The 23981-nt window shown below is 70.5% G+C and carries 23 protein-coding genes and 1 pseudogene; 14 read left to right on the forward strand and 10 right to left on the reverse strand.

The genetic code is table 11. From position 1 onward, the window contains the following. Positions 1 to 125: 125 nt before the first annotated feature. Positions 126 to 1097, reverse strand: a complete 972-nt coding sequence (locus tag ACZ6ZQ_RS03435) for a zinc-binding dehydrogenase (protein WP_469766877.1) — start codon at positions 1095 to 1097, stop codon at positions 126 to 128. 203 nt (positions 1098 to 1300) lie between these two features. On the opposite strand from ACZ6ZQ_RS03435, the gene ACZ6ZQ_RS03440 reads away from it, so the two are divergent. The 3 genes from ACZ6ZQ_RS03440 (at position 1301) to ACZ6ZQ_RS03450 (ending at position 4499) form a co-directional block, all read left to right on the forward strand. After that, entirely contained in the window at positions 1301 to 1945 is a 645-nt protein-coding gene (locus ACZ6ZQ_RS03440; protein ID WP_469766878.1) for a TetR family transcriptional regulator, read from the forward strand. A 43-nt stretch (positions 1946 to 1988) separates the two neighbouring features. Beyond that, complete coding sequence (locus ACZ6ZQ_RS03445; protein ID WP_469766879.1) at positions 1989 to 4115, forward strand: HelD family protein; 2127 nt, start codon at positions 1989 to 1991, stop codon at positions 4113 to 4115. Positions 4116 to 4217: 102 nt separating this feature from the next. Beyond that, positions 4218 to 4499 (forward strand): hypothetical protein, encoded by a 282-nt coding sequence (locus ACZ6ZQ_RS03450; protein ID WP_469766880.1) that lies wholly within the window; start codon positions 4218 to 4220, stop codon positions 4497 to 4499. A gap of 159 nt (positions 4500 to 4658) precedes the next feature. Here the strand turns inward: ACZ6ZQ_RS03450 and ACZ6ZQ_RS03455 are convergent, their stop codons facing one another. The 3 genes from ACZ6ZQ_RS03455 to ACZ6ZQ_RS03465 all read right to left on the reverse strand — a co-directional run bounded on the left by ACZ6ZQ_RS03455 (position 4659) and on the right by ACZ6ZQ_RS03465 (position 7459). After that, positions 4659 to 5678: a helix-turn-helix transcriptional regulator gene (locus ACZ6ZQ_RS03455; protein WP_469766881.1), complete on the reverse strand. Its 1020-nt coding sequence runs from the start codon at positions 5676 to 5678 to the stop codon at positions 4659 to 4661. Between the two features lie 225 nt (positions 5679 to 5903). Next, positions 5904 to 6515 (reverse strand): DUF6461 domain-containing protein, encoded by a 612-nt coding sequence (locus ACZ6ZQ_RS03460; RefSeq protein ID WP_469766882.1) that lies wholly within the window; start codon positions 6513 to 6515, stop codon positions 5904 to 5906. A gap of 62 nt (positions 6516 to 6577) precedes the next feature. Continuing rightward, positions 6578 to 7459 carry a GNAT family N-acetyltransferase gene (locus ACZ6ZQ_RS03465; protein ID WP_469766883.1) on the reverse strand — a complete coding sequence of 294 codons (882 nt, stop codon included), beginning with the start codon at positions 7457 to 7459 and terminating at the stop codon, positions 6578 to 6580. 206 nt (positions 7460 to 7665) lie between these two features. Here ACZ6ZQ_RS03465 and ACZ6ZQ_RS03470 point away from each other — a divergent pair, with 206 nt between their 5' ends. The 3 genes from ACZ6ZQ_RS03470 (at position 7666) to ACZ6ZQ_RS03480 (ending at position 9265) form a co-directional block, all read left to right on the forward strand. Further along, positions 7666 to 8100, forward strand: coding sequence for a helix-turn-helix domain-containing protein (locus ACZ6ZQ_RS03470; RefSeq protein ID WP_453664702.1), 435 nt, complete (start codon positions 7666 to 7668; stop codon positions 8098 to 8100). Positions 8101 to 8134: 34 nt separating this feature from the next. Continuing rightward, positions 8135 to 8752 (forward strand): hypothetical protein, encoded by a 618-nt coding sequence (locus ACZ6ZQ_RS03475; RefSeq protein WP_469766884.1) that lies wholly within the window; start codon positions 8135 to 8137, stop codon positions 8750 to 8752. A gap of 177 nt (positions 8753 to 8929) precedes the next feature. Continuing rightward, positions 8930 to 9265: a DUF2516 family protein gene (locus ACZ6ZQ_RS03480; protein WP_469766885.1), complete on the forward strand. Its 336-nt coding sequence runs from the start codon at positions 8930 to 8932 to the stop codon at positions 9263 to 9265. Positions 9266 to 9455: 190 nt separating this feature from the next. Here the strand turns inward: ACZ6ZQ_RS03480 and ACZ6ZQ_RS03485 are convergent, their stop codons facing one another. From ACZ6ZQ_RS03485 to ACZ6ZQ_RS03495, 3 genes are all read right to left on the reverse strand, one after another. After that, positions 9456 to 10757: a PP2C family protein-serine/threonine phosphatase gene (locus ACZ6ZQ_RS03485; protein WP_469766886.1), complete on the reverse strand. Its 1302-nt coding sequence runs from the start codon at positions 10755 to 10757 to the stop codon at positions 9456 to 9458. A 245-nt stretch (positions 10758 to 11002) separates the two neighbouring features. Continuing rightward, positions 11003 to 12046 (reverse strand): C40 family peptidase, encoded by a 1044-nt coding sequence (locus ACZ6ZQ_RS03490; RefSeq protein WP_469766887.1) that lies wholly within the window; start codon positions 12044 to 12046, stop codon positions 11003 to 11005. Between the two features lie 198 nt (positions 12047 to 12244). After that, complete coding sequence (locus ACZ6ZQ_RS03495; protein WP_469766888.1) at positions 12245 to 13075, reverse strand: class I SAM-dependent methyltransferase; 831 nt, start codon at positions 13073 to 13075, stop codon at positions 12245 to 12247. Between the two features lie 187 nt (positions 13076 to 13262). On the opposite strand from ACZ6ZQ_RS03495, the gene mshA reads away from it, so the two are divergent. The 3 genes and pseudogenes from mshA to ACZ6ZQ_RS03510 form a co-directional block, all read left to right on the forward strand. Then, positions 13263 to 14606 (forward strand): D-inositol-3-phosphate glycosyltransferase, encoded by a 1344-nt coding sequence (mshA, locus tag ACZ6ZQ_RS03500; protein ID WP_469766889.1) that lies wholly within the window; start codon positions 13263 to 13265, stop codon positions 14604 to 14606. Further along, positions 14599 to 15090, forward strand: coding sequence for a type III secretion system chaperone family protein (locus ACZ6ZQ_RS03505; protein ID WP_469766890.1), 492 nt, complete (start codon positions 14599 to 14601; stop codon positions 15088 to 15090). Before mshA ends, ACZ6ZQ_RS03505 begins: the two co-directional genes overlap by 8 nt. Positions 15091 to 15143: 53 nt before the next feature. After that, a pseudogene (locus tag ACZ6ZQ_RS03510) lies at positions 15144 to 15590 on the forward strand (RNA methyltransferase); the annotation flags it as partial. Here the strand turns inward: ACZ6ZQ_RS03510 and ACZ6ZQ_RS03515 are convergent. Further along, positions 15544 to 16860 carry an MDR family MFS transporter gene (locus ACZ6ZQ_RS03515; RefSeq protein ID WP_469766891.1) on the reverse strand — a complete coding sequence of 439 codons (1317 nt, stop codon included), beginning with the start codon at positions 16858 to 16860 and terminating at the stop codon, positions 15544 to 15546. The pseudogene ACZ6ZQ_RS03510 and the gene ACZ6ZQ_RS03515 sit on opposite strands and share 47 nt — an antisense overlap. Before the next feature lie 132 nt (positions 16861 to 16992). Between ACZ6ZQ_RS03515 and ACZ6ZQ_RS03520 the strand changes: the two genes are divergently transcribed. Next, a complete protein-coding gene (locus ACZ6ZQ_RS03520; RefSeq protein ID WP_469766892.1) occupies positions 16993 to 17754 on the forward strand; it encodes a phosphoglyceromutase in 762 nt (253 codons plus the stop codon). A 243-nt stretch (positions 17755 to 17997) separates the two neighbouring features. Continuing rightward, positions 17998 to 18243: a hypothetical protein gene (locus tag ACZ6ZQ_RS03525; protein ID WP_469766893.1), complete on the forward strand. Its 246-nt coding sequence runs from the start codon at positions 17998 to 18000 to the stop codon at positions 18241 to 18243. A 475-nt stretch (positions 18244 to 18718) separates the two neighbouring features. Here ACZ6ZQ_RS03525 and phoU read toward each other — a convergent pair whose 3' ends face one another. Then, the gene (gene phoU / locus ACZ6ZQ_RS03530) at positions 18719 to 19396 is read right to left on the reverse strand and encodes a phosphate signaling complex protein PhoU (RefSeq protein WP_469766894.1); all 678 of its coding nucleotides are present in this window, start codon (positions 19394 to 19396) and stop codon (positions 18719 to 18721) included. A gap of 199 nt (positions 19397 to 19595) precedes the next feature. On the opposite strand from phoU, the gene phoR reads away from it, so the two are divergent. Both phoR and phoP read left to right on the forward strand, forming a co-directional pair. Continuing rightward, on the forward strand, positions 19596 to 20978 hold the full coding sequence (gene phoR, locus ACZ6ZQ_RS03535) for a two-component system sensor histidine kinase PhoR (RefSeq protein ID WP_469766895.1): 1383 nt from the start codon (positions 19596 to 19598) through the stop codon (positions 20976 to 20978). 5 nt (positions 20979 to 20983) lie between these two features. Next, positions 20984 to 21655, forward strand: coding sequence for a two-component system response regulator PhoP (gene phoP / locus ACZ6ZQ_RS03540; protein ID WP_020610279.1), 672 nt, complete (start codon positions 20984 to 20986; stop codon positions 21653 to 21655). Positions 21656 to 21940: 285 nt separating this feature from the next. On the opposite strand, the gene ACZ6ZQ_RS03545 is transcribed toward phoP, so the two are convergent. Further along, positions 21941 to 22594, reverse strand: a complete 654-nt coding sequence (locus ACZ6ZQ_RS03545) for a DUF461 domain-containing protein (RefSeq protein WP_469766896.1) — start codon at positions 22592 to 22594, stop codon at positions 21941 to 21943. 565 nt (positions 22595 to 23159) lie between these two features. Here ACZ6ZQ_RS03545 and ACZ6ZQ_RS03550 point away from each other — a divergent pair. Beyond that, the gene (locus ACZ6ZQ_RS03550) at positions 23160 to 23642 is read left to right on the forward strand and encodes a CarD family transcriptional regulator (RefSeq protein ID WP_017945956.1); all 483 of its coding nucleotides are present in this window, start codon (positions 23160 to 23162) and stop codon (positions 23640 to 23642) included. Positions 23643 to 23981: the final 339 nt, after the last annotated feature.

A 23981-nucleotide genomic window follows, 5' to 3' on the forward strand; every position in this document is an offset into this window, starting at 1 on the left:
GATCCGGGGAGTTCTGCCCACCAGCCGGTTCAGGAGGAGGCCGCGGAGAGTCGATGACCGGGGTTCACGGCTGGAGTTCGGAGAAGCGAGAGCGGGCCGCGGGCGGACCTCCTGCTGAGGTGCCTTCAGACCGTGATGACCACCTTCCCCAGCAGCTCCCGGGATTCGATCGCCGCATGTGCCTCGGCCGCGCGGTCCAGCGGGAACGTGCCGCCGATCACCGGGCGCAAGGCGCCCGAGGCCGCGGACGCGAGAGCGCGGGCGGCCAGCTCGGCGTGCGCGGTGGGGGAGAGCTGGAGGTCCGCGATACCCAGGAGGCGTACGCGCCGCTGCTTCGCCTCTTGTGGGTCGACCTGGGCGAAGCCGCCCGTCGGGGCGCCGTGTGCGGAGAAGCGGCCGCCGTCGGTGGTGAGGGCGAAGGCCGCGAGGCCGACGTCGCCGCCCACGCCGTCGAGGACGACGTCGGCGCCGCCACCGCCGAGCGCCTCGCGAGCGCGCTCCGGCCAGTCCGGGACCGCCGCGTCGACCACGGCATCGGCGCCGAGCTCCCGTACCAGCGCGGTCTTGCGGTCGCCCCGGGCGACGCCGACGACGTACGCGCCCGCCGCCTTCGCCAGCTGGACGAGCAGCGTGCCCATACCGCCCGAGGCGCCGGTGATCAGTACCCGTTCGTCCGGCTTCAGGCCTGTCGTGTCCAGCAGCGCGGTCGCGGTGACGCCGTCGTGGATCAGTGCGACCGCGTCCGTGAGGGACAGCCCGTCCGGAACGGGTGCCAGGGACTCGGCGGCCGCGACGGCCCGTTCCGCGCAGCCGCCGGTGAAGCCGATGGACGCGGTGACCCTGCGGCCCAGCCAGGCCTCGTCCACACCGGCCCCGACGGCCCGTACCGCGCCGGCGATGCCGCCGCCCGGTACGTACGGAGGCCGCACCGGGAAGAAGTCCGTGCCCCAGCCCGCCCGGACCTGTGTCTCCACGAAGATCGTGTCGACGGCGGTGACGTCGACCACCACCTGGCCGGGGCCCGCCTCCGGCTCAGGTGCCGCTGCCGAAACCAGCACCTCCGGGCCCCCGAACGCGACCACCTGTGCCACACGCATGACGTCCACTCCCCCTCCGGGCGGGCGTTCCGGCCGTTCCGGAGCCCGTACGCAGAGTCTGGAACTTAAACCTTGGTTGAGGTCAAGCGCCCCCGCCAGGTGGTCCCACCAGGCGGCCCGTGCCAGGCACTCCGCGGCCCCGCACCCCGCACCCCGCACCCCGCACCCCGCGCCCCGCGGTCCGTGGTGCGTACGCTCTGTCCATGAGCGGTGAGCTGGGCCTGCGTGAGCGCAAGAAGCGACAGACGTACCGGACGATCTCCGACGCGGCGATCGCCCTCTTCCTGGAGAAGGGCTTCGACGCCGTCCCGGTCACCGAGGTCGCGGCCGCCGCCGAGGTCTCCAAGCCGACCCTCTTCCGGTACTTCCCGGCCAAGGAGGATCTCGTCCTGCACCGGTTCGCCGACCACGAGGACGAGGCCGCCCGAGTGGTCGCCGCCCGGCCCGAGGGCGTGACCGCGCTCGACGCACTGCACCGCCATTTCCTCAAAGGGCTGGCCCGCCGGGACCCGGTGACCGGCCTCAGCGATCACCCGCACGTCCTCGCCTTCCACCGGCTGCTGTACGGCACCCCGAGCCTGGTCGCGCGCCTGCACGCGTATCAGGAGAGGTCGGAGGCGGCGCTGGCCGCGGCGCTCGGCGGCGGCGGGGACGCGGGAGGGAGTGCGGGTGCGGGTGTGGGCGCCCGGCTTGCCGCCGGGCAGATCGTCGCCGTTCTGCGGGTCCTCGCCGAGGAGAACTGGCGGCGCATCGCGGCCGGCGAAAGCGCGGACGACGTGTACGCGGACGCCGTGGCCGCCGCGGATCTCGCCTTCCGTCAGCTCGACGCGGGACTCTCCACAACCTGAGTCTCAGTAAAAAATTTAACTCGGTTACGTTATTCTTGACGGAATGACGGCACTCGAGCATGCACTCAGCCAGGAACGCGACTACCACGACACCTGCCGTACCGCCCTGACCGCGATGGTCGAAGGCGCCGCCACCCGCGTCATCACCGGCGAGGACGTCGCCGCCTCGGGCGCCGACGCCGAGGCGCTCGGTTACGAGCTCCGCAGCCACGCCAAGGAACTGCGCGAACTTCCCCCGAGCCCCCTCTTCTTCGGCCGTCTCGACCACGAGGACGGCCAGAGCCACCACATCGGCCGTCGGCGCATCAGCGAACACCCGGCCGCCCCGCCGCTCGTCGTCGACTGGCGCGCCCCCGTCTCCCGCGCCTTCTACCAGGCGAGTGCCCACGATCCGCAGGGCGTGGCAGTACGCCGCCGCTTCGGCTGGGCCCCGCACAGCGAGGGCGATTCGGCCGGTCTGACCGGCCTGGAGGACGAGCCTCTGACGCGTGGCGGTCAGCCGACGCGTGGCGAGTGTCCGCCGGGTGGCGAGCGTCCGGCGCAGGACGAGTCATGGACGAGCGCCATCGTCGCCGGTGAGATCGAGCGGCCCCGCGTCGGCCCGATGCGCGACATCGCCGCCACCATCCAGCCAGAGCAGGACGATCTCGTACGGTCCGTACTCACCGACTCCGTCTGCGTACAGGGCGCGCCCGGTACCGGCAAGACCGCGGTCGGGCTGCACCGCGCCGCATACCTCCTCTACACCTACCCCCAGCGCATCCGGCGCGGCGGACTGCTGATCCTCGGCCCGAACCGCACGTTCCTCTCCTACATCTCCGAAGTGCTGCCCGCGCTCGGTGAGATGGACGTCCGGCAGTCGACGATCGACGACGAGATCGCCCGTCATCCGGTACGGGCACGGGACAGCGACGCCGCCGCCGCGGTCAAGCACGACGCCCGAATGGCAGCCGTACTGCACCGCGCGCTGTACGCCCGCGTCGGCTCCCCGGCCGCCGAACTGGCTGTTCCGGACGGCTCGTACCGCTGGCGCGTACCGCTCACCGAGCTGGAGCGGATCGTCGACGGCGTACGGGCGGAGGCGCCGCCGTACGCGGTCGGGCGCGAACGGGTCCGTACGCGCGCCGTCCGCGCGGTGCAACTCCAGGCGGAGCGCAGGTCGGGGACGAGGAGCAGCACCTGGACGCAGCGCATCGGCCGGTCGCGGGCAGTCTCCGCCTTCGTCGACGCGGTCTGGCCGAAGGTGCGCCCGGAGGAGGTGCTGACGGCGCTGCTCACGGACCTGGACGATGCGCTGCTCTCGGACCCGGCCGATGCCCCGGTCCCGGAACGGGACGATGCGCTGCTCACGGACCCGGCCGACGTACCGGTCACGGACCTGGCTGAGTCCCCGCTCACCGCGGAGGAACGGGAAGCGATCCGCTGGGAACGGCCGCCCCGCTCCTGGAAGTCTGCGGCATGGTCGGCCGCCGACCTCGTCCTGCTCGACGAACTCGCCGGCCTGATCGAACGGCCCGAGGGCTACGGCCACATCGTCATCGACGAGGCACAGGACCTTTCGCCGATGCAGTGCCGCGCTATCGCACGGCGCTCCGCCTTCGGCTCACTGACCATCCTCGGCGATCTGGCGCAGGGCACCACGCCGTGGGCCGCCCGCAGCTGGCCGGAACACCTCGCCCACCTCGGCCGGCCACAGGCCGCCGTGGTGCCGCTGACCACCGGCTTCCGCGTACCGGCGGCCGTCGTCGAGCTGGCCAACCGGCTCCTCGGCGCCCTGCCGGTCGATGTGCCGCCGGCCCGTTCGCTGCGGCGCGACGGCGAGCTGACGGTCCGTGCGGTCCCGGACATCGCCGCGGCGACGGTCGAGGCGGTACGGGCTGCGCTCACCCGGGAGGGCTCGGTCGGTGTGATCGCGGAGGACTCCGACGTACCCGTGCTGCGCGGCGCGCTCACGGCGGCCGGCATCGCGGAGGACGGCGACGGCCGCGTCACCGTCCTCGGGGCGTCGCTCGCCAAGGGTCTTGAGTACGACCATGTCGTCGTCGCCGAGCCCGCTGCCATCGCCTTGGCGGAGGAGCGCGGGCTGCACCGTCTGTATGTGGCCCTCACCCGCGCGGTCTCGCGTCTCGACGTCCTGCATCAGCGGCCCCTGCCGCCGGAGCTGGCATGACGGCGTGAGCGTGGCGTGGGTCAACGTGACGTGCGTCAGTTTGACGTGCGTCAGCGGGATCAGATTCGCCGTGGAGGCCGAGGCAGGACCGCCGCTGCGGGTGTGCATGGCGTACACCGACCTCCCGGGCAGATCGCTGCAGAACGACCTCAGCATTCTTCTCGAGGCCCCGACGGCTCCAAGCACGCGGGCAACGGCGGTCTGCCGGACCGGCTGTTCGGCACCGACAGCACGAACAACGTGGAGATCATCCGGCTGGACCCGCCGCAGCCCGGCCGATACCTGGTCCAGATCTTCGCCCGGAACCTGCCCAGGGGGCCGCAGGACTACGCCCTCGTGGACACCGGCCGGCTGACCTCTCCGCTCCAGCGGGTGCCCGGCTGACGCGGTACTTGAGGTGGGTGGCGGCGGGGGTGTGCACGACCCTGAGGGTTTCGAGCTCCCGGTGCTCCGTTCCGAGGTTCTCGAAGAGCCGCAGGCCGTCCCAGAGCAGCACCGGCAGGACATGGCACGCCTCACGCTGCACGCCTCACGCCCCATGTCTCATTCGGTCGTGGCAGGCGGCCCGTACGTGGCGGCCAGCTCTGCCGCGAGCCGCGCCAGCCGTTCCCGCGCCTCCGGAGGCTCCAGGACCTCGACCCGCGCGCCCAGACCGGCCAGCTGCGCTGCCACCACCTCCGGCGACGGCCCGTCGACCTCGATCTCAAGCCACCCGTCGTCGAGCCGTCCGCCGACCCGCAGCCGCCCGCCGAACAGCCCCTGCAGCACCGGCTCCGCACTCCGCTCGGCCCGGGCCCGTACGGTCGTCGCCAGCATGCGGTCCTCCATGCGCCCGGCGAGTGAGCGCCAGGCCTCGGCGAGATCGAAGCCCTCCGGACGGACGACGGGCTCGCCGGTCGGATCGACGGACGTGACACGGCTGAGCCGGAACGTCCTCAGTCCGCGTTCGGTTCCGGCGACGAGATAGCCGACGCCGGCCTTGGACGCGAGCCCGAGCGGATGGACCGTGCGCTCACGGGCGGGCCTGCCCGGCGCGGCGTAGCCGAGCCTGACCTGCGTACCGTCCAGCACCGCACGCTGGAGCGCGTCGAGGTGGGGCGCCGCGGCGGTGAGCGGGGAGCGCGACCAGTCCGTACCGTCGGTGACCCCCGCCCGTGACGCGGCCTCCGCTTCGGAACGGAACGGCGCCGGCAGGGCCCGTACGAGCTTGCGCAGCGCCGTCCGCAACTCGGGTGTGGCCATGAGGCCGCCGGACAGGCTCCCCGGTGCGCCTGGGCCGGCCGACGTGCCCGGGCCGGCCGACGACGGCCCTGCGACGAGGAACAGTGCCCGGATCTCGCCGGCGGTCAGCCCGGTGAGGTCGGTCCTGGCCCCGCCGACCAGCGACCAGCCGCCGCCCCGGCCACGCTGCGAGTACACGGGAATCCCGGCGCTCGCCAACGCCTCCAGGTCGCGGCGTGCCGTTCGCTCCGACACTTCGAGCTCCGCGGCGACCTCGCTCACGGTCACGCGCCCGCGCGCCTGAAGGAACAGCAGCGCCGCCACCAGTCGATCGGCCTTCATGTCGGTCATCTTCCCCGGTGAAGTGGCCACCATGTGGCCTGTTCAGCCTGACGGAGAACCTGTCACCGCGGCTGCTCAGGGGGCGGACGCGTCCAGGATCGGGATCAGCTGTTCCTCCTCGTGGAGCAGATGGCTCTCCAGCTCGTCGGTGAGCCGCTCGAGCGATCCACTGGGCGCTGGTGTGGATGCCTTCGAGGAGGGAGGCCATCACGCGCTCACCTCACCTCACCTCAGCTCCGCGCTGCCGCAGACGAACGTGGTGTCCTGCAGAAGTTCCGGCGTGATGCGAACGCCGGTCAGGTGCTCGGCGAGCGCGAATGCCGCTTCCGCGGCCAGGTGGTCTGCGGTGTCGGAGGTCTCGTCCCAGAACTGGAAGCCACTGTGGCGCATGGCTCCCAGGAGTTCGTCAGGGGTCGTCCCGTACCGGTTGTCAGGGAATCCGGGCTCGAACGTCAGACGCTTGACAGCGTCCTCGGCCCAGAGGAACGAGTCGACGCCGTTGATGTTGACGAAGTGCGAAGCCCAGCGCGTTCCAGTAGATGCCGGCATGGCTCGCTCTTCGGTGACGCCGAGACAGCCGTTGGGCTCGATCAGCAGGGTCCAGTCCCCGACGGTGGTCATGGCGATGAACTGCCGGGCGTCGTCCGAATGATCGAGGAGAGCGAAAGCCGCGTCCACGATCGCCGCCGCCCCGGTCCGGGAGGGCTCAGCCCGCCCTTCTAGGCGCGCGAGTACGTCTGCGGGTGGCAGGCTGTGTACCAGCGTGAAGCAATAGGCCTCAGCGAGGTCCGGGCAGAGCTCCTCGAACCAGACGTAGTCGGCAGCAGTCGCAGTCATGGCCGAGATCCTCGCTCACGCGTCTGACATCGCCGGGAGTCAAGCCGACGATTCGTTGGTTCTCAACCGACTTCAGGTGTGGCACATGAGAAGTCGTACGCGGCCCAGTCGGTGAGCGTGCGATAGCCGAGTCGCTGGTAGAGGGCGTTGCTGGTGGGGTTGGACAGGTCCGCGAACAGCACGACCTCCCTCGCGCCCGCGGCCAGCGCGGCCCGGCTCACCTCCGCCGTCACGGCGCCCGCGTAGCCGCGCCCGCGTAGGTGGGCCGGGGTGTAGACGATGTCCACCTGGATCTGGCCGCCGATCATCGGGTTCATGCCCGCGATGGAGACGGGAGTGCCGTCCGGGATCTCCCAGAGCGTGTAGCGCTTGTCGGCGAAGCGCGTGCCGGCCCACGAGTCGGCGTCCATGGAGACGACTTCCCCGACGGCCTTGGCGAACTCGCCGCACCAGAACATGACTTGCTCAAGGTCCTGCTCGCCCAGGATGCGGCCCCGGCCCGCCGGTAGCGGCTCCGGTGGGGTGAGCGTGCCGAGGCGGTACAGACGGAGCCGCGTGTCGCGGAGTCTCGGCGTCGCGCCGGTGTGCCGCTGCCAGGCCTCGGCGAAAGCGGTGGCGGTGCTGTGGTCCGCGCTGACGGAGGGAAGGGAGTGTCCGAGGGCGGCCAGGTGGGCGGCGAGGGTGTCGGCCTGCTCGGGCGTGAGCGGGGTGAGGCACAGAGCGCGGGGCGGAAGGCGGTGAAAGGCGGCGTGGACCTCGCCCGCTTGCTCCAGCATGCCGAAGACGGGGGTTTCGGTGCCGAACGCGGCCGCCCCGCGTGCTCGCAGTCTCGCCGCCCACGTCAGCGGCATGACGTGCAGGCCGGGCTGCGAGCGCAGGAAGTCTCCTGCTCGGGCGAGAAAGTCGTCGACGTCTTCGGTGAGGTGCCAGTCATCCGGTCGCATGCTTCATGATTCCCCATGCCGCAGGTGTGCCCCGTGCTTTTCCACCAGGGTGAGGCAGCAGGACAGCTTCCCCACAGTCGGAGGACACTGACAGCAGCGCACCGCCGGCCGCGGACGAACGTCGGAGTGCCGCCGCCCGAGTGATGGAGCACACTTTTGCAAGCACATGCTTGCTATAGTTAGCGGAGGTGCTGCACCATCGGAACATGGCATCCCTCAACGTCGGCAATCTCGGTGAGTACCTCCGCGAGCAGCGGCGCAACGCGCAGCTCTCGTTGCGGCAGCTCGCCGACGCCGCCGGGGTGTCCAATCCGTACCTGAGCCAGATCGAGCGCGGGCTGCGCAAGCCGAGCGCGGAGGTGCTGCAGCAGGTCGCCAAGGCGCTGCGGATCTCGGCCGAGACGCTCTACGTACGGGCCGGGATTCTGGACGAGCGGGAGCGGGACGAGCTGGAGACGCGGGCCGTCATCCTGGCCGATCCCTCGATGAATGAGCGGCAGAAGCAAGTGCTTCTGCAGATCTACGACTCGTTCCGCAAGGAGAACGGCTTCGACGCCGATACGGATAAGGACACCGCCGAGGACGGCCCCCGCACGGCCGCAGGACGTGGTGCCGACCAACCCTCAACACCCGAAGACTGAACTGAGACATCTGCGATCCGGGAGGACCACAGTCATGGCCATCACCGATGACCTGCGCAAGACCCTCACCGACCCGACTCCCCTCTACTTCGCGGCCGGTACGGCCGACCTCGCCGTCCAGCAGGCCAAGAAGGTGCCCGGGCTGATCGAGCAGCTGCGGGCCGAGGCGCCCGCGCGGTTCGAGGCCGTGCGGGAGACCGACCCGAAGGCCGTGCAGGCGAAGGTGACCGCGCAGGCCAAGGAGGCCCAGGCCACCGTGCAGGCCAAGGTCACCGAGGTGCTCGGGAACATCGACACCGACCTGAAGAAGCTGGGCGAGACCGCTCAGGACCTGGCGCTGCGTGGCGTGGGCGTGGCCGCCGAGTACGCGGTCAGGGCCCGTGAGACGTACGAGAAGGTCGCCGAGCACGGTGAGCAGACCGTGAAGGCGTGGCGCGGCGAGGCCGCCGAGGAGATCGCGGAGATCGCGGTCGCCGTCGAGCCCAAGGCGGACGAGCCGAAGGCCGCGCAGCAGCCGAAGGCCGCGGACGCGCCCCAGGCCAAGGCGGAGGCGAAGGCCGAGGACACGAAGCCTGCCCCGCCGACCGCTCGTAAGCCCGCCGCCCGTAAGCCCGCGGCGAAGAAGGCCACCTCCCCGCAGACCGGGAAGTAGCCGACAGGCTTCCCGCGCGCCGGGAAGCAGACGATCACACCCCACGGGCCCACTTGCACGGGCCCGCTCCACGGGCCGGGCACCTTCAAGGTTCCCGGCCCGTTGTCCGGGTACGTTGGCCATGTCCTGGCCGTACCTTGGTCGTGAGGCGCTTCAACTCACTAGGCGGTGCTCAGCATGTTGCTCGCAGGATTCGGCACGATTCTCTGGCTGCTCAACCTGGCCATGCTCGTTCTGGCCGTGGTGGCGCTGGGCTTCGCGGCCTTTGCTCGTGAGGACGCCTACCGGGCGGCAGACAAGCAGACGAAGATGTTCTGGCTGATCATCCTGGGCATCACGGTCGCCGTGAACCTGTTGGTGCCGATGCTGTTCCTGCAGATCGCCGGGCTGATCGCGACGATCGTGTTCATGGTCGACGTGCGCCCCGCGCTCCAGCAGGTCTCCGGCGGAGGCGGCCGGCGCGGCGGCTCCAGCAGCGACGGGCCGTACGGGCCCTACAACGGCGGCCGGTAAGGCTCCGTAGGGCCTGGTAGGGCCTGGTAGGGCCTGGTAGCGCCCCCTGAAGCCCGGCCAGAACCCGGCCCACGGGCCTCGACCCCGCCAGTGCTGCCTCAGCACGACTCGGCCCTGTCTGCTCCGCCTCGACCCTGACCGTCCTGCCTCGACCCCGTCGGCCCTGCCTCAGGCCCGCCTCAGGCAGGCGTCAGCCCCGCACCCGGTCCAGCAGCAGCACCGCCACGTCGTCCGTCAGGTCGCCGCCGTTCATCTCACGCACCTCTGCCACCGCGGCCTCCAACAGCGCCTCACCGCCCAGCCCCGCCGTCAGCTGGCGGTTGACCATGTCGACCATGCCGTCCTGGCCCAGCCGGTCCCCGCCCGGCGAGGTGCGGCCCTCGATGAGCCCGTCCGTGTACATCATCAGGCTCCACGCGGGGCCCAGCTCGACCTGGCGGCGCGGCCAGCGGGCCTTCGGGAGCAGGCCCAGCGCCGGGCCGCCGTTCTCGTACGGCAGCAGCTGCGCGGGCCGGCCCTTGCGGACGACCAGCGGGGACGGGTGGCCGGCCAGGCACAGGCCCGCACGCCGCCCGTCGGGCGCGATGTCGACCGTGCAGAGGGTCGCGAAGATCTCCTCGCTCTCCCGCTCGTGCTCCAGCACCTGCTGGAGGGTGGAGAGCAGCTCGTCACCGCACAGCCCGGCGAAGGTCAGTGCCCGCCACGCGATCCGCAGTTCCACGCCGAGCGCCGCCTCGTCGGGCCCGTGGCCGCAGACGTCGCCGATCATCGCGTGGACCGTGCCGTCCGGCGTGCGGACCGTGTCGTAGAAGTCGCCGCCGAGCAGCGCGCGCGAGCGTCCCGGACGGTAGCGGGCCGCGAACCGCAGATCGGAGCCCTGGAGCAGGGGAGTGGGCAGCAGGCCGCGCTCCAGCCGGGCGTTCTCCTGCGCCCGCAGCCGGGACTCGGTCAGCTTCACCTGGGTGCTGTCGGCACGTTTGCGCTCGACGGCGTACCGGATGGCGCGGGTCAGCAGCCGCCCGTCCAGCTCGTCGCGGAGCAGGAAGTCCTGTGCCCCCACCCGGACCGCTTCCGCCGCGCGCTCGGCGTCCGCGTTCGTGGTCAGTGCCAGCACGGCGTGGCGCGGCGCGAGGCGCAGGACGTGCCGCAGTACGGCGAGCGCGTCGCCGCTCTCGCGGTGGCGGGCGGGCCCGGGCAGCGCGAGGTCGACGAGGATGCAGTGGACGTCGTCCGTGAGGAGCCGCTCCGCCTCGGTGAGGTTGCGGGCGGTGCGGATGCGCACACGGGTGCCGGCCGCGTCGAGCAGTTCGGGGACGGTGAAGGTGCCCGCCGGGTCGTCCTCGATGACGAGGAGGGTGAGGGTGAGGTCGCCACCGGTCGTGGTTTCCGTGACGGAACCTGCGTCGGCGGGTCCTGTTGCGGCGGGGCCTGGGGCGGCTGTGCCTACGGCGACTGGTGAGCCGGTCCGCTGGCGCGGAACGGGTACGGGCATCGTTTCGGTTCCTTCCCTCCCCCCGAGGGCGCGGCGTGACGACGATCGACGTCCCGCCAGACGGGGACCATAGCGGTAGCCGGGGGTGTGGGGGAATGGCGTTTCGGGAAGAGTCGATGGCATATGCCGCGCATCGGGAGGTAGTTGCCCACCGAGTGATGACGAACGTCACGCACCACGGGTGAGCCGGGTCACGCAACTCCCGCGTGACCCGGCTCACTCCGCCTGTTTTGGTGCGGTTTCACTCACTTGTCCGGGCGGACGACCCCCAGGATCGCCATCGAACCGGCGCCCGCGAGCGTCACGTTCCGTCCCGGCCGCGGCGCGTGCACGATCGCCCCGTCGCCCACGTACATCCCCACGTGGCTCGCGTCGGAGTGGTAGATGATCAGGTCGCCCGGCCGCATGTCCTTGATGTCGATGCGCGGCAGCAGCCGCCACTGCTCCTGGGAGGTGCGCGGGATGCCGCGACCCGCCGCCGCCCACGCCTGCGAGGTCAGCCCGGAGCAGTCGTACGAAGCCGGCCCCTCCGCGCCCCACACGTACGGCTTGCCGATCTGCTTCGTCGCGAACTCGACCGCGGCCTTGCCCTGCTCGCTGGCACGGCCGTTGATCTCCTTGAGGACACCGGATCCCAGCCAGGCCGTCTGTGCCTTGTACGCGGCCTCCTGCTCCAGCTTCAGCAGCCGGGCCAGCTCCTCCTTCTGCAGCTGCGCCTCTATCTTCTTCGCCGCGGCGATCTGCTTGTTGATCTCCTTCTTGGCCTTCTCCTGCTTGACCCGGTTGGCCTCCAGCTTCGCCCACTGGGCGCTGGCCTCCCTGCTGTACGCGGCCAAGTTGGCCTGCGTCCGGGTCAGTTCTCCGAGGAGGTCCCTGGTCGCCTTCTGGCCCGCCTTGAGGCGGCCGGCGCCGTCGAGGAAGAGCTGCGGGTCGTCGGTGAGGACGAGTTGCGCCTCGGGCGGCAGGCCGCCGCCCCGGTACTGGGCGCGGGCGGTGGCGCCGGCGCGGTCCTTGAGGTCGTCGATCCTGGCCTGGCCCTTCACTATCTCCTGGGCCAGCTTCACGATCTGCGCCGACTGTTTGTCGGCCTGCTCCTCCGCGAGGTTGTACGCGTCGGTGGCTGACGCCGCCTTGCGGTAAAGGCCGTCGAGCTCCGTGCGTACCTCTTCGAGGCTCTTCTTCGGGGGCCCGGGCGGCGCGGGCGCGGCGAAAGCCTGGGCCGGCGGCACCAGCAGCGTCACGGCGCAGACCACGGTGATCGCGGCGGCGGCACAGCGGCGTCGGTTCACAAGTCCCCCTCCGGACAAGGCCTGACAATGCTCACATATGATTTACCGTCAGTAACTTACGTTTGCCGACGTGATGGTGCCACGACCCGCGCCAAAGGGACAGAGCCAGTCGGATGGTTCACGGTGACGATCACTCTCACCCGTCTCAGACGAACAAACCCCGGGCCGCGTTCCCCCCGCCGCCCCTTCGCTGTCTGTTCAGCCCGAATTGGGCGCCAGCGCCGACCAGTTCACCGTGACTTCGCCCTGCCGCCACCGCCGCAGACCATCCGTCCCGGTGCCCGTCAGCGGCCAGTCGGCGGACAACTCCCGTACGGCCCTGATCCAGCGCTGCCGGGCGCCGAGTGAGGCATACGGAGCAGCGGCGGCCCACGCCCGGTCGAAGTCCCGCAGGAACGCGTGGACCGGCTCGCCCGGCACATTGCGGTGGATGAGCGCCTTGGGCAGCCGCTCGGCGAGGTCCGAAGGCCGCTCCAGCGAACCGAGCCGGGTGGCGAAGGTGACGGTCCTGGGCCCCTCGGGGCCCAGCGCCACCCACACGTGCCGCCGCCCGATCTCGTCGCACGTCCCCTCGACCAGCAGCCCGCCGGGCGCGAGGCGGGCACACAGCCGCGCCCAGACCGCGGCCACCTGGTCCTCGTCGTACTGCCGCAGCACATTCGCCGCCCTGATGATCAGCGGGCGCCCGTCGGAGTCCGGCAGCGGGACCTCGAAGCCGCCGTGCAGGAACCGCAGCTGTTCGCGCTCGTACGGTTTGGCCGCCTCGACCCGCGCCGGCTCGATCTCGATGCCGACGACCCGGGTGCGGGGTTCGGCGGCCCGCAGCCGCTGCAGCAGCTCCACCGCGGTCCAGGGGGCCGCCCCGTACCCGAGGTCGACCGCGACCGGGGCGGCGGCCGAGCGGCGCAGCGCCGGGCCGTGCACGGCGGCGATCCAGCGGTCCATACGGCGCAGCCGGTTCGGATTGGTGGTGCCGCGGGTCACCGCGCCCACAGGGCGGGACGGGGGCGGGGCGGAGCGCGGAGGCATGCAACCGAGGGTAAGGGGCGGACCGGGGCGGCTGTGACACGCCGTGAGGCCTTGGCAATGATTCGGCAAAGGGGGAAATGAAAGAGAGGCTTCCACTGTTGACGGGCCTTGGAGGGCAGTACGTGCTCTCCCCTTCGGCATGCCCTTGGGGCCATGTCCGCGCACCCGAGCGGAGAGGACCGTCCACGTGAGTCAGTACGTGTCCCGGCTCGCCGGCACCCTGGCGTCGCCGCCCCGGCTGCGGCTGCCCGGCCAGCACCGCAAGCCGCGCCGTATCGCCATGCTCAGCGTGCACACCTCGCCCCTGCACCAGCCGGGCACCGGCGACGCGGGCGGTATGAACGTCTACATCGTGGAGCTCGCCAAGCGGCTGGCCACCATCGGCATCGAGGTCGAGATCTTCACCCGGTCGACCGAGGGCGGGCTGCCCCCGGTCGTCGAGCTCGCGCCCGGCGTGCTGGTACGGCACATCGACGCCGGGCCGTACGAGGGCCTGGCCAAGGAGGAGCTGCCGGCCCAGCTGTGCGCCTTCACACACGGCGTGATGCAGGCCTGGGCAGGCCACCGGCCGGGCCACTACGACCTGGTCCACTCCCACTACTGGCTCTCCGGCCACGTCGGCTGGCTCGCGGCCGAGCGCTGGGGCGTCCCCCTCGTCCACGCCATGCACACCATGGCCAAGGTCAAGAACGCGGCGCTCGCGGACGGTGACACCCCCGAGCCCGCGGCCCGCGTGATCGGCGAGACCCAGATCGTCGACGCCGCCGACCGGCTGATCGCCAACACCGCGGAGGAGGCCGGCGAGCTGATCCGCCACTACGACGCCGACCCCGCCAAGGTCGCGGTCGTCCATCCCGGCGTGAACCTGGACCGCTTCCGGGTCGCGGACGGCCGGTCCGCCGCCCGCGCCCGCCTCGGCCTCCCGCAGGACGCCGTGATCCCGCTCTTCGCCGGCCGTATCCAGCCGCTGAAGGCCCCCGATGTGCTGCTGCGCGCGGTCGCGCTGCTGCTGGAGCAGGACCCGTCCCTGCGCCACCGCATGGTCGTGCCGGTCGTCGGCGGGCCGAGCGGCAGCGGCCTCGCCAAGCCGGAGGGGCTGCAGAAGCTGGCGGCCCGGCTCGGCATCGCCGATGTCGTGTGCTTCCGGCCGCCCGTCGCCCAGGACCGGCTCGCGGACTGGTTCCGGGCCGCGTCCGTGCTGGTCATGCCCTCGTACAGCGAGTCCTTCGGCCTGGTCGCCATAGAGGCGCAGGCGACCGGCACCCCGGTCGTCGCGGCCTCCGTCGGCGGGCTGCCGGTGGCCGTAGGGGACGGCTCCACCGGCTTCCTGGTGCCCGGACACGATCCTGCCGACTACGCCCGCGCGCTGCGCCGCTTCGTCGACGACCCGCGTCTGACGAGCCGGATGGGCGCGGCCGCAGCCGCGCACGCCCGCTCCTTCGGCTGGGCCACGGCCGCCTCGGCCACCGCCGAGGTCTACACGGCGGCGATGCACTCGCACCGCCGTCGCGTACGCTCCCACCATGGCTGACGTGCGGGAGATCATCGAGGCGTACCTCAAGGACGCCGAACTGGAGTGGGAGAGTCCGGCGCCGGGCTCGTACGTCATCAAGCTCCCCGGCACCCGCAAGCTGTCGACGACCTGCTCGCTGATCGTCGGTCAGCACTCCCTCTCCCTCAACGCCTTCGTCATCCGCCACCCGGACGAGAACGAGGCGGGCGTCCACCGCTGGCTGCTGGAGCGCAATCTCAAGCTGTACGGCGTGAGTTACGCGGTCGACCCGCTCGGCGACATCTATCTCGTCGGCAGGCTGCCGCTCGCGGTCGTCGACCCGGACGAGCTGGACCGGCTGCTGGGCACGGTCCTGGAGGCGGCGGACGGCGGCTTCAACTCCCTGCTGGAGCTGGGCTTCGCGAGCGCGATCCGCAAGGAGTACGCGTGGCGGGTGGCGCGCGGCGAGTCCACTCGCAATCTCGACGCGTTCACTCATCTGACTCAGCGGCCTGCGAAGTAACCGCAGCCGACCACCTTCTGCACGCCCCCCTTCCCTGCCCTTCCTGGTCGTGCGCCGACGACGTCGGGCACACCCTGCTGGAGCACATGGCGGGCGGCGGCGCCGGACCCGAGGCGTACCACTGGGACGACAAGACAAAGCTGACGTCGTACGTCCCTTCTGAATGGCCCGTACGCATCACCGCCGTCCACGGCCGGAAAGTCACCTTCGAGCGACCGTTGCCCCTTGGCGTACGCCCCGAATGGGACCCGCGCATCACCACCCACGTGGAAGCGCTGACCGGCTCCGGCGTCGAGGGGCTGACGCTGGAGCCGGTCGAGACGCCGCAGTCGCCGCATCTGCTCGACAAGGGCTACAACGGTGTCACCTTGCAGTGCGCGTACGACTGCTGGGCCGGCGACATCACCGTCCGCCACGTCGACAACGGCTTCGAGCTCGTCGCGCATGCCACTACTAGGCGTCGGCCTTTTCGGGTGTCCCGGCCGGGGCGGCGCCGGCCGGGGCGTCGTCCTCTGCCGGCCCGGGGACCGCCTCCGCCGCCGCCTTCTCCGCCGCCTCCTGCGGATCCGTCTCCGGCAGCCCGCGCATCAGCAGCCAGTACCCCAGTGCCGCCACCGTGCCGATCGCCGCGCACGAGGCCCACAGCCACTCGGCGCCGAAGCGGTCGATGACGTAACCGGCCATCAACGGAGCGAGCAGCGCGGCGACCGACCAGGACAGGGTGTAGACGCCCTGGTAGCGGCCGCGGCCGTGCACCGGGGACAGCCGGACAACCAGGCCCATCTGGGTGGGGGAGTTGACGATCTCGGCCAGCGTCCAGACGCACACCGTCACCGCGTAGACCGCGATCGACCCGGCGAAGGCCGTGAGCCCGAAGCCGTATCCGGCCAGCAGCGCGGAGACGACGAGCAGCCGCTGCGGGTCGCGGTGCTCGATGAAGCGGGTCACCGGGATCTGCAGGGCGACGATCATCACGCCGTTCACGGCGACGACGAACCCGTAGTCCGAGGGGGACCAACCGTCCAGGCCCATCGCCACGGGCAGGCCGACCCAGCCCTGCATGAAGACGAGCGAGATCAGGAAGGAGAGACTGACGACGCCCATGTAGCGGCCGTCCCGCAGGACGGTGCCGAGTCCGATGTCCGGCTCGCTCCTCCCCTCCGCGGCGCTCCGTTCGGGCCGGGACTCCGGCAGCTTGACGAAGATGAGGACCGCACAGACCAGGGTGAGGGCGGCCTCGCCGAGGAAGCCGGCGAGATAGCTGTACTCGGCGATCAGGCCGGCGCCCGCGGAGGAGATCGCGAAGCCGAGGTTGATCGCCCAGTAGTTGAGGGAGAAGGCCCGTACCCGGTCCTCGGGGCGGACGATGTCCGCCATCATCGCCTGCACCGCGGGCCGGGAGGCGTTGCTGGCCATGCCGACGAGGCCCGCGACGGCCGCGATCGCGACCGGATGCTCCATAAAGCCGAGCAGTGCCACGGACAGGGCGGTCGAGGTCTGCGCGATCAGCAGCGTGGGCCGCCGCCCGAGCCGGTCGGCCAGCACCCCGGCGCCGAGCGAGGAGACGACACCGCCGAGGCCGTGCAGGGCGGCGACGAGCCCTGCGAACGAGGCCGAGTAGCCCCGCTCCAGGGTGAGGTACAGGGCCATGAACGTGGCGACGAAGCCGCCGAGCCGGTTGACCAGGGTGCTGGCCCACAGCCACCAGAACTCCCGGGGGAGACCTGAGACGCTCTCCTTCGCGGCCCGTCTGAGCGTGGCTACGGACATACGTGCATCCCCCCGGGCTGTAAGTGGCGCTGAGCTGATCAGCAACTTACAAGCGGGCTGCTCCGCAGCGCCAGTGAATTGACGGCGGACGTCAATCGTCGGCCGTGTCGGGCGTCGATTAGGCTCAGGCCCATGGCCGACGCGACATACAAGCTGATCCTCCTCCGCCACGGCGAGAGCGACTGGAACGCGAAGAACCTGTTCACCGGCTGGGTGGACGTCAACCTCACCGAGAAGGGCGAGAAGGAGGCAGTCCGCGGCGGTGAGCTGCTCAAGGACGCCGGCCTGCTCCCCGACGTGCTGCACACCTCGCTGCAGAAGCGCGCCATCCGCACCGCCCAGCTCGCGCTGGAGGCCGCGGACCGCCACTGGATCCCGGTCCACCGCTCCTGGCGGCTGAACGAGCGCCACTACGGCGCGCTGCAGGGCAAGGACAAGGCCCAGACCCTCGCCGAGTTCGGCGAGGAGCAGTTCATGCTGTGGCGCCGCTCGTACGACACCCCGCCGCCGGTCCTCGCCGACGGCACGGAGTTCTCGCAGAGCGACGACCCGCGCTACGCGTCGATCCCGAGCGAGCTGCGCCCGCGCACCGAGTGCCTCAAGGACGTCGTCGAGCGCATGCTGCCGTACTGGTACGACGGCATCGTCCCGGACCTGCTGGCCGGCCGCACGGTCCTGGTCGCCGCCCACGGAAACTCGCTCCGCGGCCTGGTCAAGCACCTCGACGGCATCTCCGATGCCGACATCACGGGCCTGAACATCCCGACCGGCATCCCGCTCTTCTACGAGCTCGACGCCGACTTCAAGCCCGTCAAGCCCGGCGGCACGTACCTCGACCCCGAGGCCGCGGCGGCGGCGATCGAGGCGGTCAAGAACCAGGGCAAGAAGAAGTAGCCCGGCCCGATACGCGATCAAGCCCCCCTGCCTGCGGTTTCTCCGCGGGCAGGGGGCTTTTCGTTGTCGTGTGCCGTTTTTGCCGCCGGCGGGCCGGCTATGGGCTCTTTCCGTGCTGCCGACGGCCTGTCGGCGCTGCCGATTCCCGGCTGAACTTTCCTTTGACAGCGCACCGAGAAAGGGAGGAAAGTTGAAATAGGTTGTAAGTCAGGATTGGCGATAAGTGCTCGGAGGTGCATGGGAATGCGCCGCAGGATCGTTGCCGCACTCGCGGCAGGGGCCGCAGGGCTCGCGCTTGGTGTCATGCCGACCACCGGGGCTTTCGCCTCGAGCGACGGCAGGGCCGACTACGGCTGCTCCGACTGGCGGGGCTGGGACCGTTGCGACCACGACAACTTCCGCTTCCACCACAGGAACTTCGACCACAGGAATTTCCACGATTTCCACGATTTCAACGATGTGGTGGTCATCTTTGTCGCGCTGAGGTAGTCCCGATCACCGCAGCCATGATTAGCGCGCCATGAACAGGCGTGCCGGTGAAATGCGCCGATGAAAGGCGCGCCGAACTGGGGTGCCGAACTGGGGTGCCGATGAAAGGCGGCCCGATAAGCAGCCGGTGACAGCGGAAGGGCTCGCCCATCGCTGGACGGGGCCCTTCCGCTTCGTATGGCTAGTGCCGCGACAGGGCAAAGCTTGCCGGGAGGGGCACTAGCCGCCGCACTGGCACGGCGCGCCCGACTGGCAGCCGCAGCCGCAGCCCGAGCCGCAGCCGCAGGCGCCCAGCAGTGGAAGGCGAAGGGGCGGGACCGGCACTTCGACAGGCGCTTCCTGCCGCGGGTCGGTCGTGGGGGATTCGGCCATGGGATCCTCCTCAAAGGCGTACCTGTGTCGCCTCTCCCCATTGCATGCCCACTCCGCCCGGCGCATCAACGGCGCACGGAGGTCAGGCTCCCCCGACCGCGCCTTACGCGCCCTCGACCTGCGTGTCCGCCTGGAGCTCGTCGGCGTGCTCGCCCGTCACCAGGTAGACCACGCGCTTGGCCACCGCGACCGCGTGGTCGGCGTACCGCTCGTAGTAGCGACCGAGCAGGGTGACGTCGACCGCTGTCTCGATGCCGTGCTTCCAGCGCTCGTCGATCAGGTGCGTGAAGAGGGTGCGGTGCAGCAGGTCCATCTCGTCGTCGTCCGTCTCCAGCTGGAGGGCCAGATCGACGTCCTTGGTGATGATGACCTCGGCCGCCTTCGCCATCAGGCGCTGCGCGAGCTGGCCCATCTCCAGGATCGTGGCGTGCAGATCCTGCGGAACCGCCGTGTTCGGGAAGCGCAGCCGGGCCAGCTTGGCCACGTGCTGGGCCAGGTCGCCGGAGCGCTCCAGGTCCGCGCTCATCCGCAGCGAGGTCACCACGATCCGCAGGTCCGTCGCGACCGGCTGCTGGCGGGCCAGCAGGGCTATCGCCCTGGCCTCCAGGTCGTGCTGCAGATCGTCGACCTTCTGGTCGGCGGCGATCACGCTTTCGGCAAGCTTCAGATCGGCGTCGAGCATGGCCGTCGTGGCGCGCCCGATCGCCGACCCGACCAGTCGGGCCATCTCGACCAGGCCCTCGCCGATCGAGTCCAGTTCCTCGTGGTACGCGTCCCGCATGGGGTGTCCCTCTCTTGAAGCCTTCGGGGGTCCGGGTGGGGCTGAGACCCCCACGCTCCCACGTTCGGTCCGCAACGCGTCCGGATCCTCCCTCCCAAGTGAACCGTCACTTTCCCCTCAGTGAACTCTGGGCGACGACTGTTCGAGCTGCCACCCGGATGGCTGGGAGAGCGTCCACGAGCACGCATAACCTGGATGCATGGACGTGAACGCGGCGGTCGCCGCATTGGCTGCGATCGCCGGGGCATGCACCGGCGTGATCGCCATGCTGGCGTTCCGCTGGAGCGAGCGCGACCAAGCCAGGCCCACCCGCACATCCCTGCACACGGACGCCGTGCTTCCGCCCGGCGTCGACACCGTGCTGTCCGTGCTCCGCTCCTCCGCGGTCGTCCTCGACGAGAGCGACTCCGTGGTCAAGGCCAGCTCCGCCGCGTATGCGCTCGGCCTGGTCAGGGGGGGGAAGCTGGCGATCGAGCCGATGCTGCACATGGCCCGCGAAACCCGGCGCGACGGTGAGATACGGCAGGTCGAGCTCGACCTGCCGCGCCGCGGCACCGGCCGGGGCGAAGCCCTCGCCGTCTCGGCCCGGGTCGCCCCGCTCGGTTCCCGGCTCGTGCTGCTCCTCGTCGAGGACCTCACCGAAGCCCGTCGTATCGAAGCGGTACGACGCGACTTCGTCGCCAACGTCAGCCATGAGCTCAAGACTCCCGTCGGCGCGCTCTCCCTGCTCTCCGAGGCGGTCATGGACGCCTCGGACGACCCCGAGGCTGTCACCCGCTTCGCCGGCCGTATGCAGATCGAGGCGACCCGGCTCACCAACCTCGTACAGGAGCTCATCGACCTCTCCCGGGTGCAGAACGACGACCCGCTGGAGGACGCCGAGCCCGTACGGGTGGACGAACTGGTCGCCGAGGCCATCGACCGCTCCCGGCACACCGCGTCCACCAAACAGATCACCATGGCCGCCGGCGGCACCGCCGACCTGCATGTCTGGGGCAACCGTGGCCAGCTGGCCGCCGCCCTCGGCAATCTCGTCGAGAACGCCGTCAACTACTCCCCGGCCCGCACCCGCGTCGGCATAGCCGCGCGCCGCGTCCCCGCGCCCGGCGGTGAGGCGATCGAGATCGCCGTCACCGACCAGGGAATCGGCATCTCCGAGAAGGACCGCGAGCGCATCTTCGAGCGCTTCTACCGCGTCGACCCGGCCCGCTCCCGGGCGACCGGCGGTACGGGTCTGGGCCTGGCCATCGTCAAGCACGTGGCCGCCTCGCACGGCGGGGAGGTCACGGTGTGGAGCACCGAGGGACAGGGCTCCACCTTCACCCTGCGGTTGCCGGAGGCCGGATCCGTTCGGGACCGTACGCACATCCAGGTCGCCGACGACGCCGACGACGGACTGTACGACTCCGATCCCGATTCCCGTCCCCATCCCGACCCCCATCCCGACCCCGATCCCGATCCCGATTCAGGTTCAGATCCGGATCCCGAATCGGATCCCGAATCGGATCCCGAAGCCCACCCCGGTCCCGATCCTCGGACCACCACACGCGAACCACTGCCTGCCCCGGAGGTCCTTCCGTGACCCGAGTGCTTGTCGTCGAGGATGAGGAATCCTTCAGCGACGCTCTTTCCTACATGCTCCGCAAGGAGGGCTTCGAGGTCGCCGTCGCGACCACCGGGCCCGAGGGGCTCGACGAGTTCGAGCGCAACGGAGCCGACCTCGTCCTGCTCGACCTGATGCTGCCCGGACTGCCCGGTACCGAGGTCTGCCGCCAGCTGCGCGGCCGGTCCAACGTCCCGGTCATCATGGTGACCGCGAAGGACAGCGAGATCGACAAGGTCGTCGGCCTGGAAATAGGAGCCGACGACTACGTGACCAAGCCGTTCTCCTCGCGGGAGCTGGTCGCCCGCATCCGCGCGGTCCTGCGCCGCCGCGGCGAGCCGGAGGAGGTCACCCCGGCCGCGCTCGAGGCCGGCCCGGTCCGTATGGATGTCGACCGCCACGTCGTCACCGTCTCCGGCGGCAAGGTCGACCTCCCGCTCAAGGAGTTCGACCTCCTGGAGATGCTCCTGCGCAACGCGGGCCGCGTCCTGACCCGCATGCAGTTGATCGACCGCGTCTGGGGCGCGGACTACGTGGGCGACACCAAGACCCTCGACGTCCACGTCAAGCGCCTCCGCGCCAAGATCGAGCCGGACCCGGGTGCGCCGCGTTACCTGGTGACGGTACGTGGCCTGGGCTACAAGTTCGAGCCGTAAGCCGGCCTCTGCTGCGGCTGGGCGGACGGAGTCCGGCGCACGCGGGATGGGGTTCGAGCCGGACCCGGGTGCGCCGCGTTACCTGGTGACGGTACGTGGCCTGGGCTACAAGTTCGAGCCGTAAGGCGGCCTCTGCTGGGGCCGGCCGGACGGAGTCCGGCGCAGCGTCCCGAAGCCTGGCGGAGGCCCCCCGGGGCCGAGCAGTGAACCGCGGCCACGGATACGGATACGGAAATACGGCGGCGCCCCACCAGACCCTTCTGGTGGGGCGCCGCCGTACGTGCCTCAGTGGCCCGTGTCGTCCGAGGCCGAAGAGGAGCCGGACGGCGTCGTCGTGGCCTCACCGCCGTGCTCGCCCTCCGGGGCGGTCGGGCTGCCGGTGGGGCTGCCCGTCGGCGTGGCGGCAGGCGACTCCGACGGGGCCTGCGGCGCCCCGGTCGGGCCGTAGTCCTTGTAGTAGCTGGTCGCGGGAACGACGAAGGCGTCGATGCTGACATCCCCGGTCTCGCTGAACCGGAAGGCGATGGCCTGCACGTCGCCGTTCTTCGCGGCGCTGTTCTCGATGACCGCGGCCGCGTTGCCCTTGCCGCCGAGGACGATCGAGCCGCCGGCCGGGAGCGTCACCGGACCCGAGCCCTTGGCGGACGTGAGCTTCACCGTCGCCGTGGTGCCGGGCAGCGTGACGGCCTCGAGCGTCTGCTCCTCCGTGCTGTTGTTGAACAGCGTCGCCGAGACGACCGCCGGGCCCTCCGCCTTCGGCTCGGCCTGCGTGATCACCACCGCGTTCTGGATCTTGATGTCTCCGACCGAGGTCTCGGCGTTGTCCGGCTTGACTTCGAGCGTCTGGGCATTGTTGCCCGCGGCACATGCGGAGAGCGAGGCGATCGAGATCGCAAGGGCGGTGGCGGCGAGGGCGCCGCGTCGAAGGCTGCTGCTCACGGCGGCGGCATCTCCTAGGACGTACGGACGGGCTAAAGGTGTGTCAGCGGGCTTAGGTTACCGACCCCCAGTCGGGGTCCCGCACCCGACCCGCCCCCGAAACGGCCCCGCCCCGGCCCGGCCCGCCCGCGCGCGCATGCCCGCCCTCCCGAGGCCGGATTTCGTCTGCCGTTCACATAACCAGGTTGATCAATTCCGTAGGCCCTCACACATTCCTTACGGAAAGCCTCCGACGGGGTGTCCGGTGATCAATTCCGGATTCGTTCTCGCCGTCCCGCCGGACGGGTGACCGGGCCTCGAACGGAGTACGCGAAGTACACTGCTTGGAACCAGGCAAATCGGGACGTTCGTCCGCTTGGGTAGGGGTTGTGGTGCGTGTAACGTGCGGGTTTCTGTGTGCGCGCACAGCCGCTCCGACCTGCGAATACCCCCTTCCGGAAGCCGTCCGCAGCACGTTCATGTCGCTGTTGTCAAGCCCCGAGATATGCCCTGACCTGCGAAAACGCCATTCAGAAGAAGCCGTTCTCGTGTTACCCTGGATAGCCACGGAAGGGGTACCTGTCACATGACGTTCAAGGTTGGCGACACCGTGGTCTATCCCCATCACGGGGCCGCGCTGATCGAGGCCATCGAAACTCGCCAGATCAAAGGCGTGGACAAGACCTACTTGGTGCTCAAGGTCGCCCAGGGCGACTTGACGGTTCGTGTGCCGGCGGACAATGCGGATCTCGTTGGCGTGCGCGATGTGGTCGGTCAGGACGGGCTGGACCGGGTCTTCGACGTGCTGCGCGCGCCGTACGCCGAGGAGCCGACGAACTGGTCCCGTCGCTACAAGGCAAATCTCGAGAAGCTCGCCTCCGGCGATGTCATCAAGGTCGCCGAAGTGGTGCGTGACCTGTGGCGTCGCGAGCGTGAGCGCGGTCTCTCCGCGGGAGAGAAGCGCATGCTGGCCAAGGCTCGCCAGATTCTGGTGAGCGAGCTGGCACTCGCGGAGAACACGAACGAGGACAAGGCCGAGGCTCTGCTCGACGAGGTCCTCGCGTCCTGACGCGGTCCTGATACCAGGACGCCGTCCTGATACCAGGCTCAGATACAGGCAAGCGTCCACGGTGCAGAACTGAATGCCGCGGTGCCCGCTGACCAGCTGGAAGGTTGTGTCGCCGGGCACTGCGGCATGTTCATCGCGGCATGCTCCTCGCAGGCACCGCACAGCACGCGAGCCGACTCAGAATCTCCATCCCCCACGTCCCCCGTCCCCCGACATCCTTGGCGTGCCGGGCCCGGGCAGCTGGCGCAGCTGGCTCAACCAGTTGTCACGGAAAGGGTCCGGTCAAGGCGTCGCGCCCGGCACGCTGTGGCCATACCCATATCGGCCGACCAAACAAAC

Source organism: Streptomyces sp. NPDC053673, assembly GCF_055585225.1.

Excerpts from the sequence above, each read along its gene's own strand:
- ACZ6ZQ_RS03435 (WP_469766877.1), bottom strand. The coding sequence starts at position 1,097 with ATGCGTGTGGCACAGGTGGTCGCGTTCGGGGGCCCGGAGGTGCTGGTT.
- ACZ6ZQ_RS03440 (WP_469766878.1), top strand. The coding sequence starts at position 1,301 with ATGAGCGGTGAGCTGGGCCTGCGTGAGCGCAAGAAGCGACAGACGTAC.
- ACZ6ZQ_RS03445 (WP_469766879.1), top strand. The coding sequence starts at position 1,989 with ATGACGGCACTCGAGCATGCACTCAGCCAGGAACGCGACTACCACGAC.
- ACZ6ZQ_RS03455 (WP_469766881.1), bottom strand. The coding sequence starts at position 5,678 with ATGAAGGCCGATCGACTGGTGGCGGCGCTGCTGTTCCTTCAGGCGCGC.
- ACZ6ZQ_RS03460 (WP_469766882.1), bottom strand. The coding sequence starts at position 6,515 with ATGACTGCGACTGCTGCCGACTACGTCTGGTTCGAGGAGCTCTGCCCG.
- ACZ6ZQ_RS03465 (WP_469766883.1), bottom strand. The coding sequence starts at position 7,459 with ATGCGACCGGATGACTGGCACCTCACCGAAGACGTCGACGACTTTCTC.
- ACZ6ZQ_RS03470 (WP_453664702.1), top strand. The coding sequence starts at position 7,666 with ATGGCATCCCTCAACGTCGGCAATCTCGGTGAGTACCTCCGCGAGCAG.
- ACZ6ZQ_RS03475 (WP_469766884.1), top strand. The coding sequence starts at position 8,135 with ATGGCCATCACCGATGACCTGCGCAAGACCCTCACCGACCCGACTCCC.
- ACZ6ZQ_RS03480 (WP_469766885.1), top strand. The coding sequence starts at position 8,930 with ATGTTGCTCGCAGGATTCGGCACGATTCTCTGGCTGCTCAACCTGGCC.
- ACZ6ZQ_RS03485 (WP_469766886.1), bottom strand. The coding sequence starts at position 10,757 with ATGCCCGTACCCGTTCCGCGCCAGCGGACCGGCTCACCAGTCGCCGTA.
- ACZ6ZQ_RS03495 (WP_469766888.1), bottom strand. The coding sequence starts at position 13,075 with ATGCCTCCGCGCTCCGCCCCGCCCCCGTCCCGCCCTGTGGGCGCGGTG.
- ACZ6ZQ_RS03505 (WP_469766890.1), top strand. The coding sequence starts at position 14,599 with ATGGCTGACGTGCGGGAGATCATCGAGGCGTACCTCAAGGACGCCGAA.
- ACZ6ZQ_RS03515 (WP_469766891.1), bottom strand. The coding sequence starts at position 16,860 with ATGTCCGTAGCCACGCTCAGACGGGCCGCGAAGGAGAGCGTCTCAGGT.
- ACZ6ZQ_RS03520 (WP_469766892.1), top strand. The coding sequence starts at position 16,993 with ATGGCCGACGCGACATACAAGCTGATCCTCCTCCGCCACGGCGAGAGC.
- ACZ6ZQ_RS03525 (WP_469766893.1), top strand. The coding sequence starts at position 17,998 with ATGCGCCGCAGGATCGTTGCCGCACTCGCGGCAGGGGCCGCAGGGCTC.
- phoU (WP_469766894.1), bottom strand. The coding sequence starts at position 19,396 with ATGCGGGACGCGTACCACGAGGAACTGGACTCGATCGGCGAGGGCCTG.
- phoR (WP_469766895.1), top strand. The coding sequence starts at position 19,596 with ATGGACGTGAACGCGGCGGTCGCCGCATTGGCTGCGATCGCCGGGGCA.
- ACZ6ZQ_RS03550 (WP_017945956.1), top strand. The coding sequence starts at position 23,160 with ATGACGTTCAAGGTTGGCGACACCGTGGTCTATCCCCATCACGGGGCC.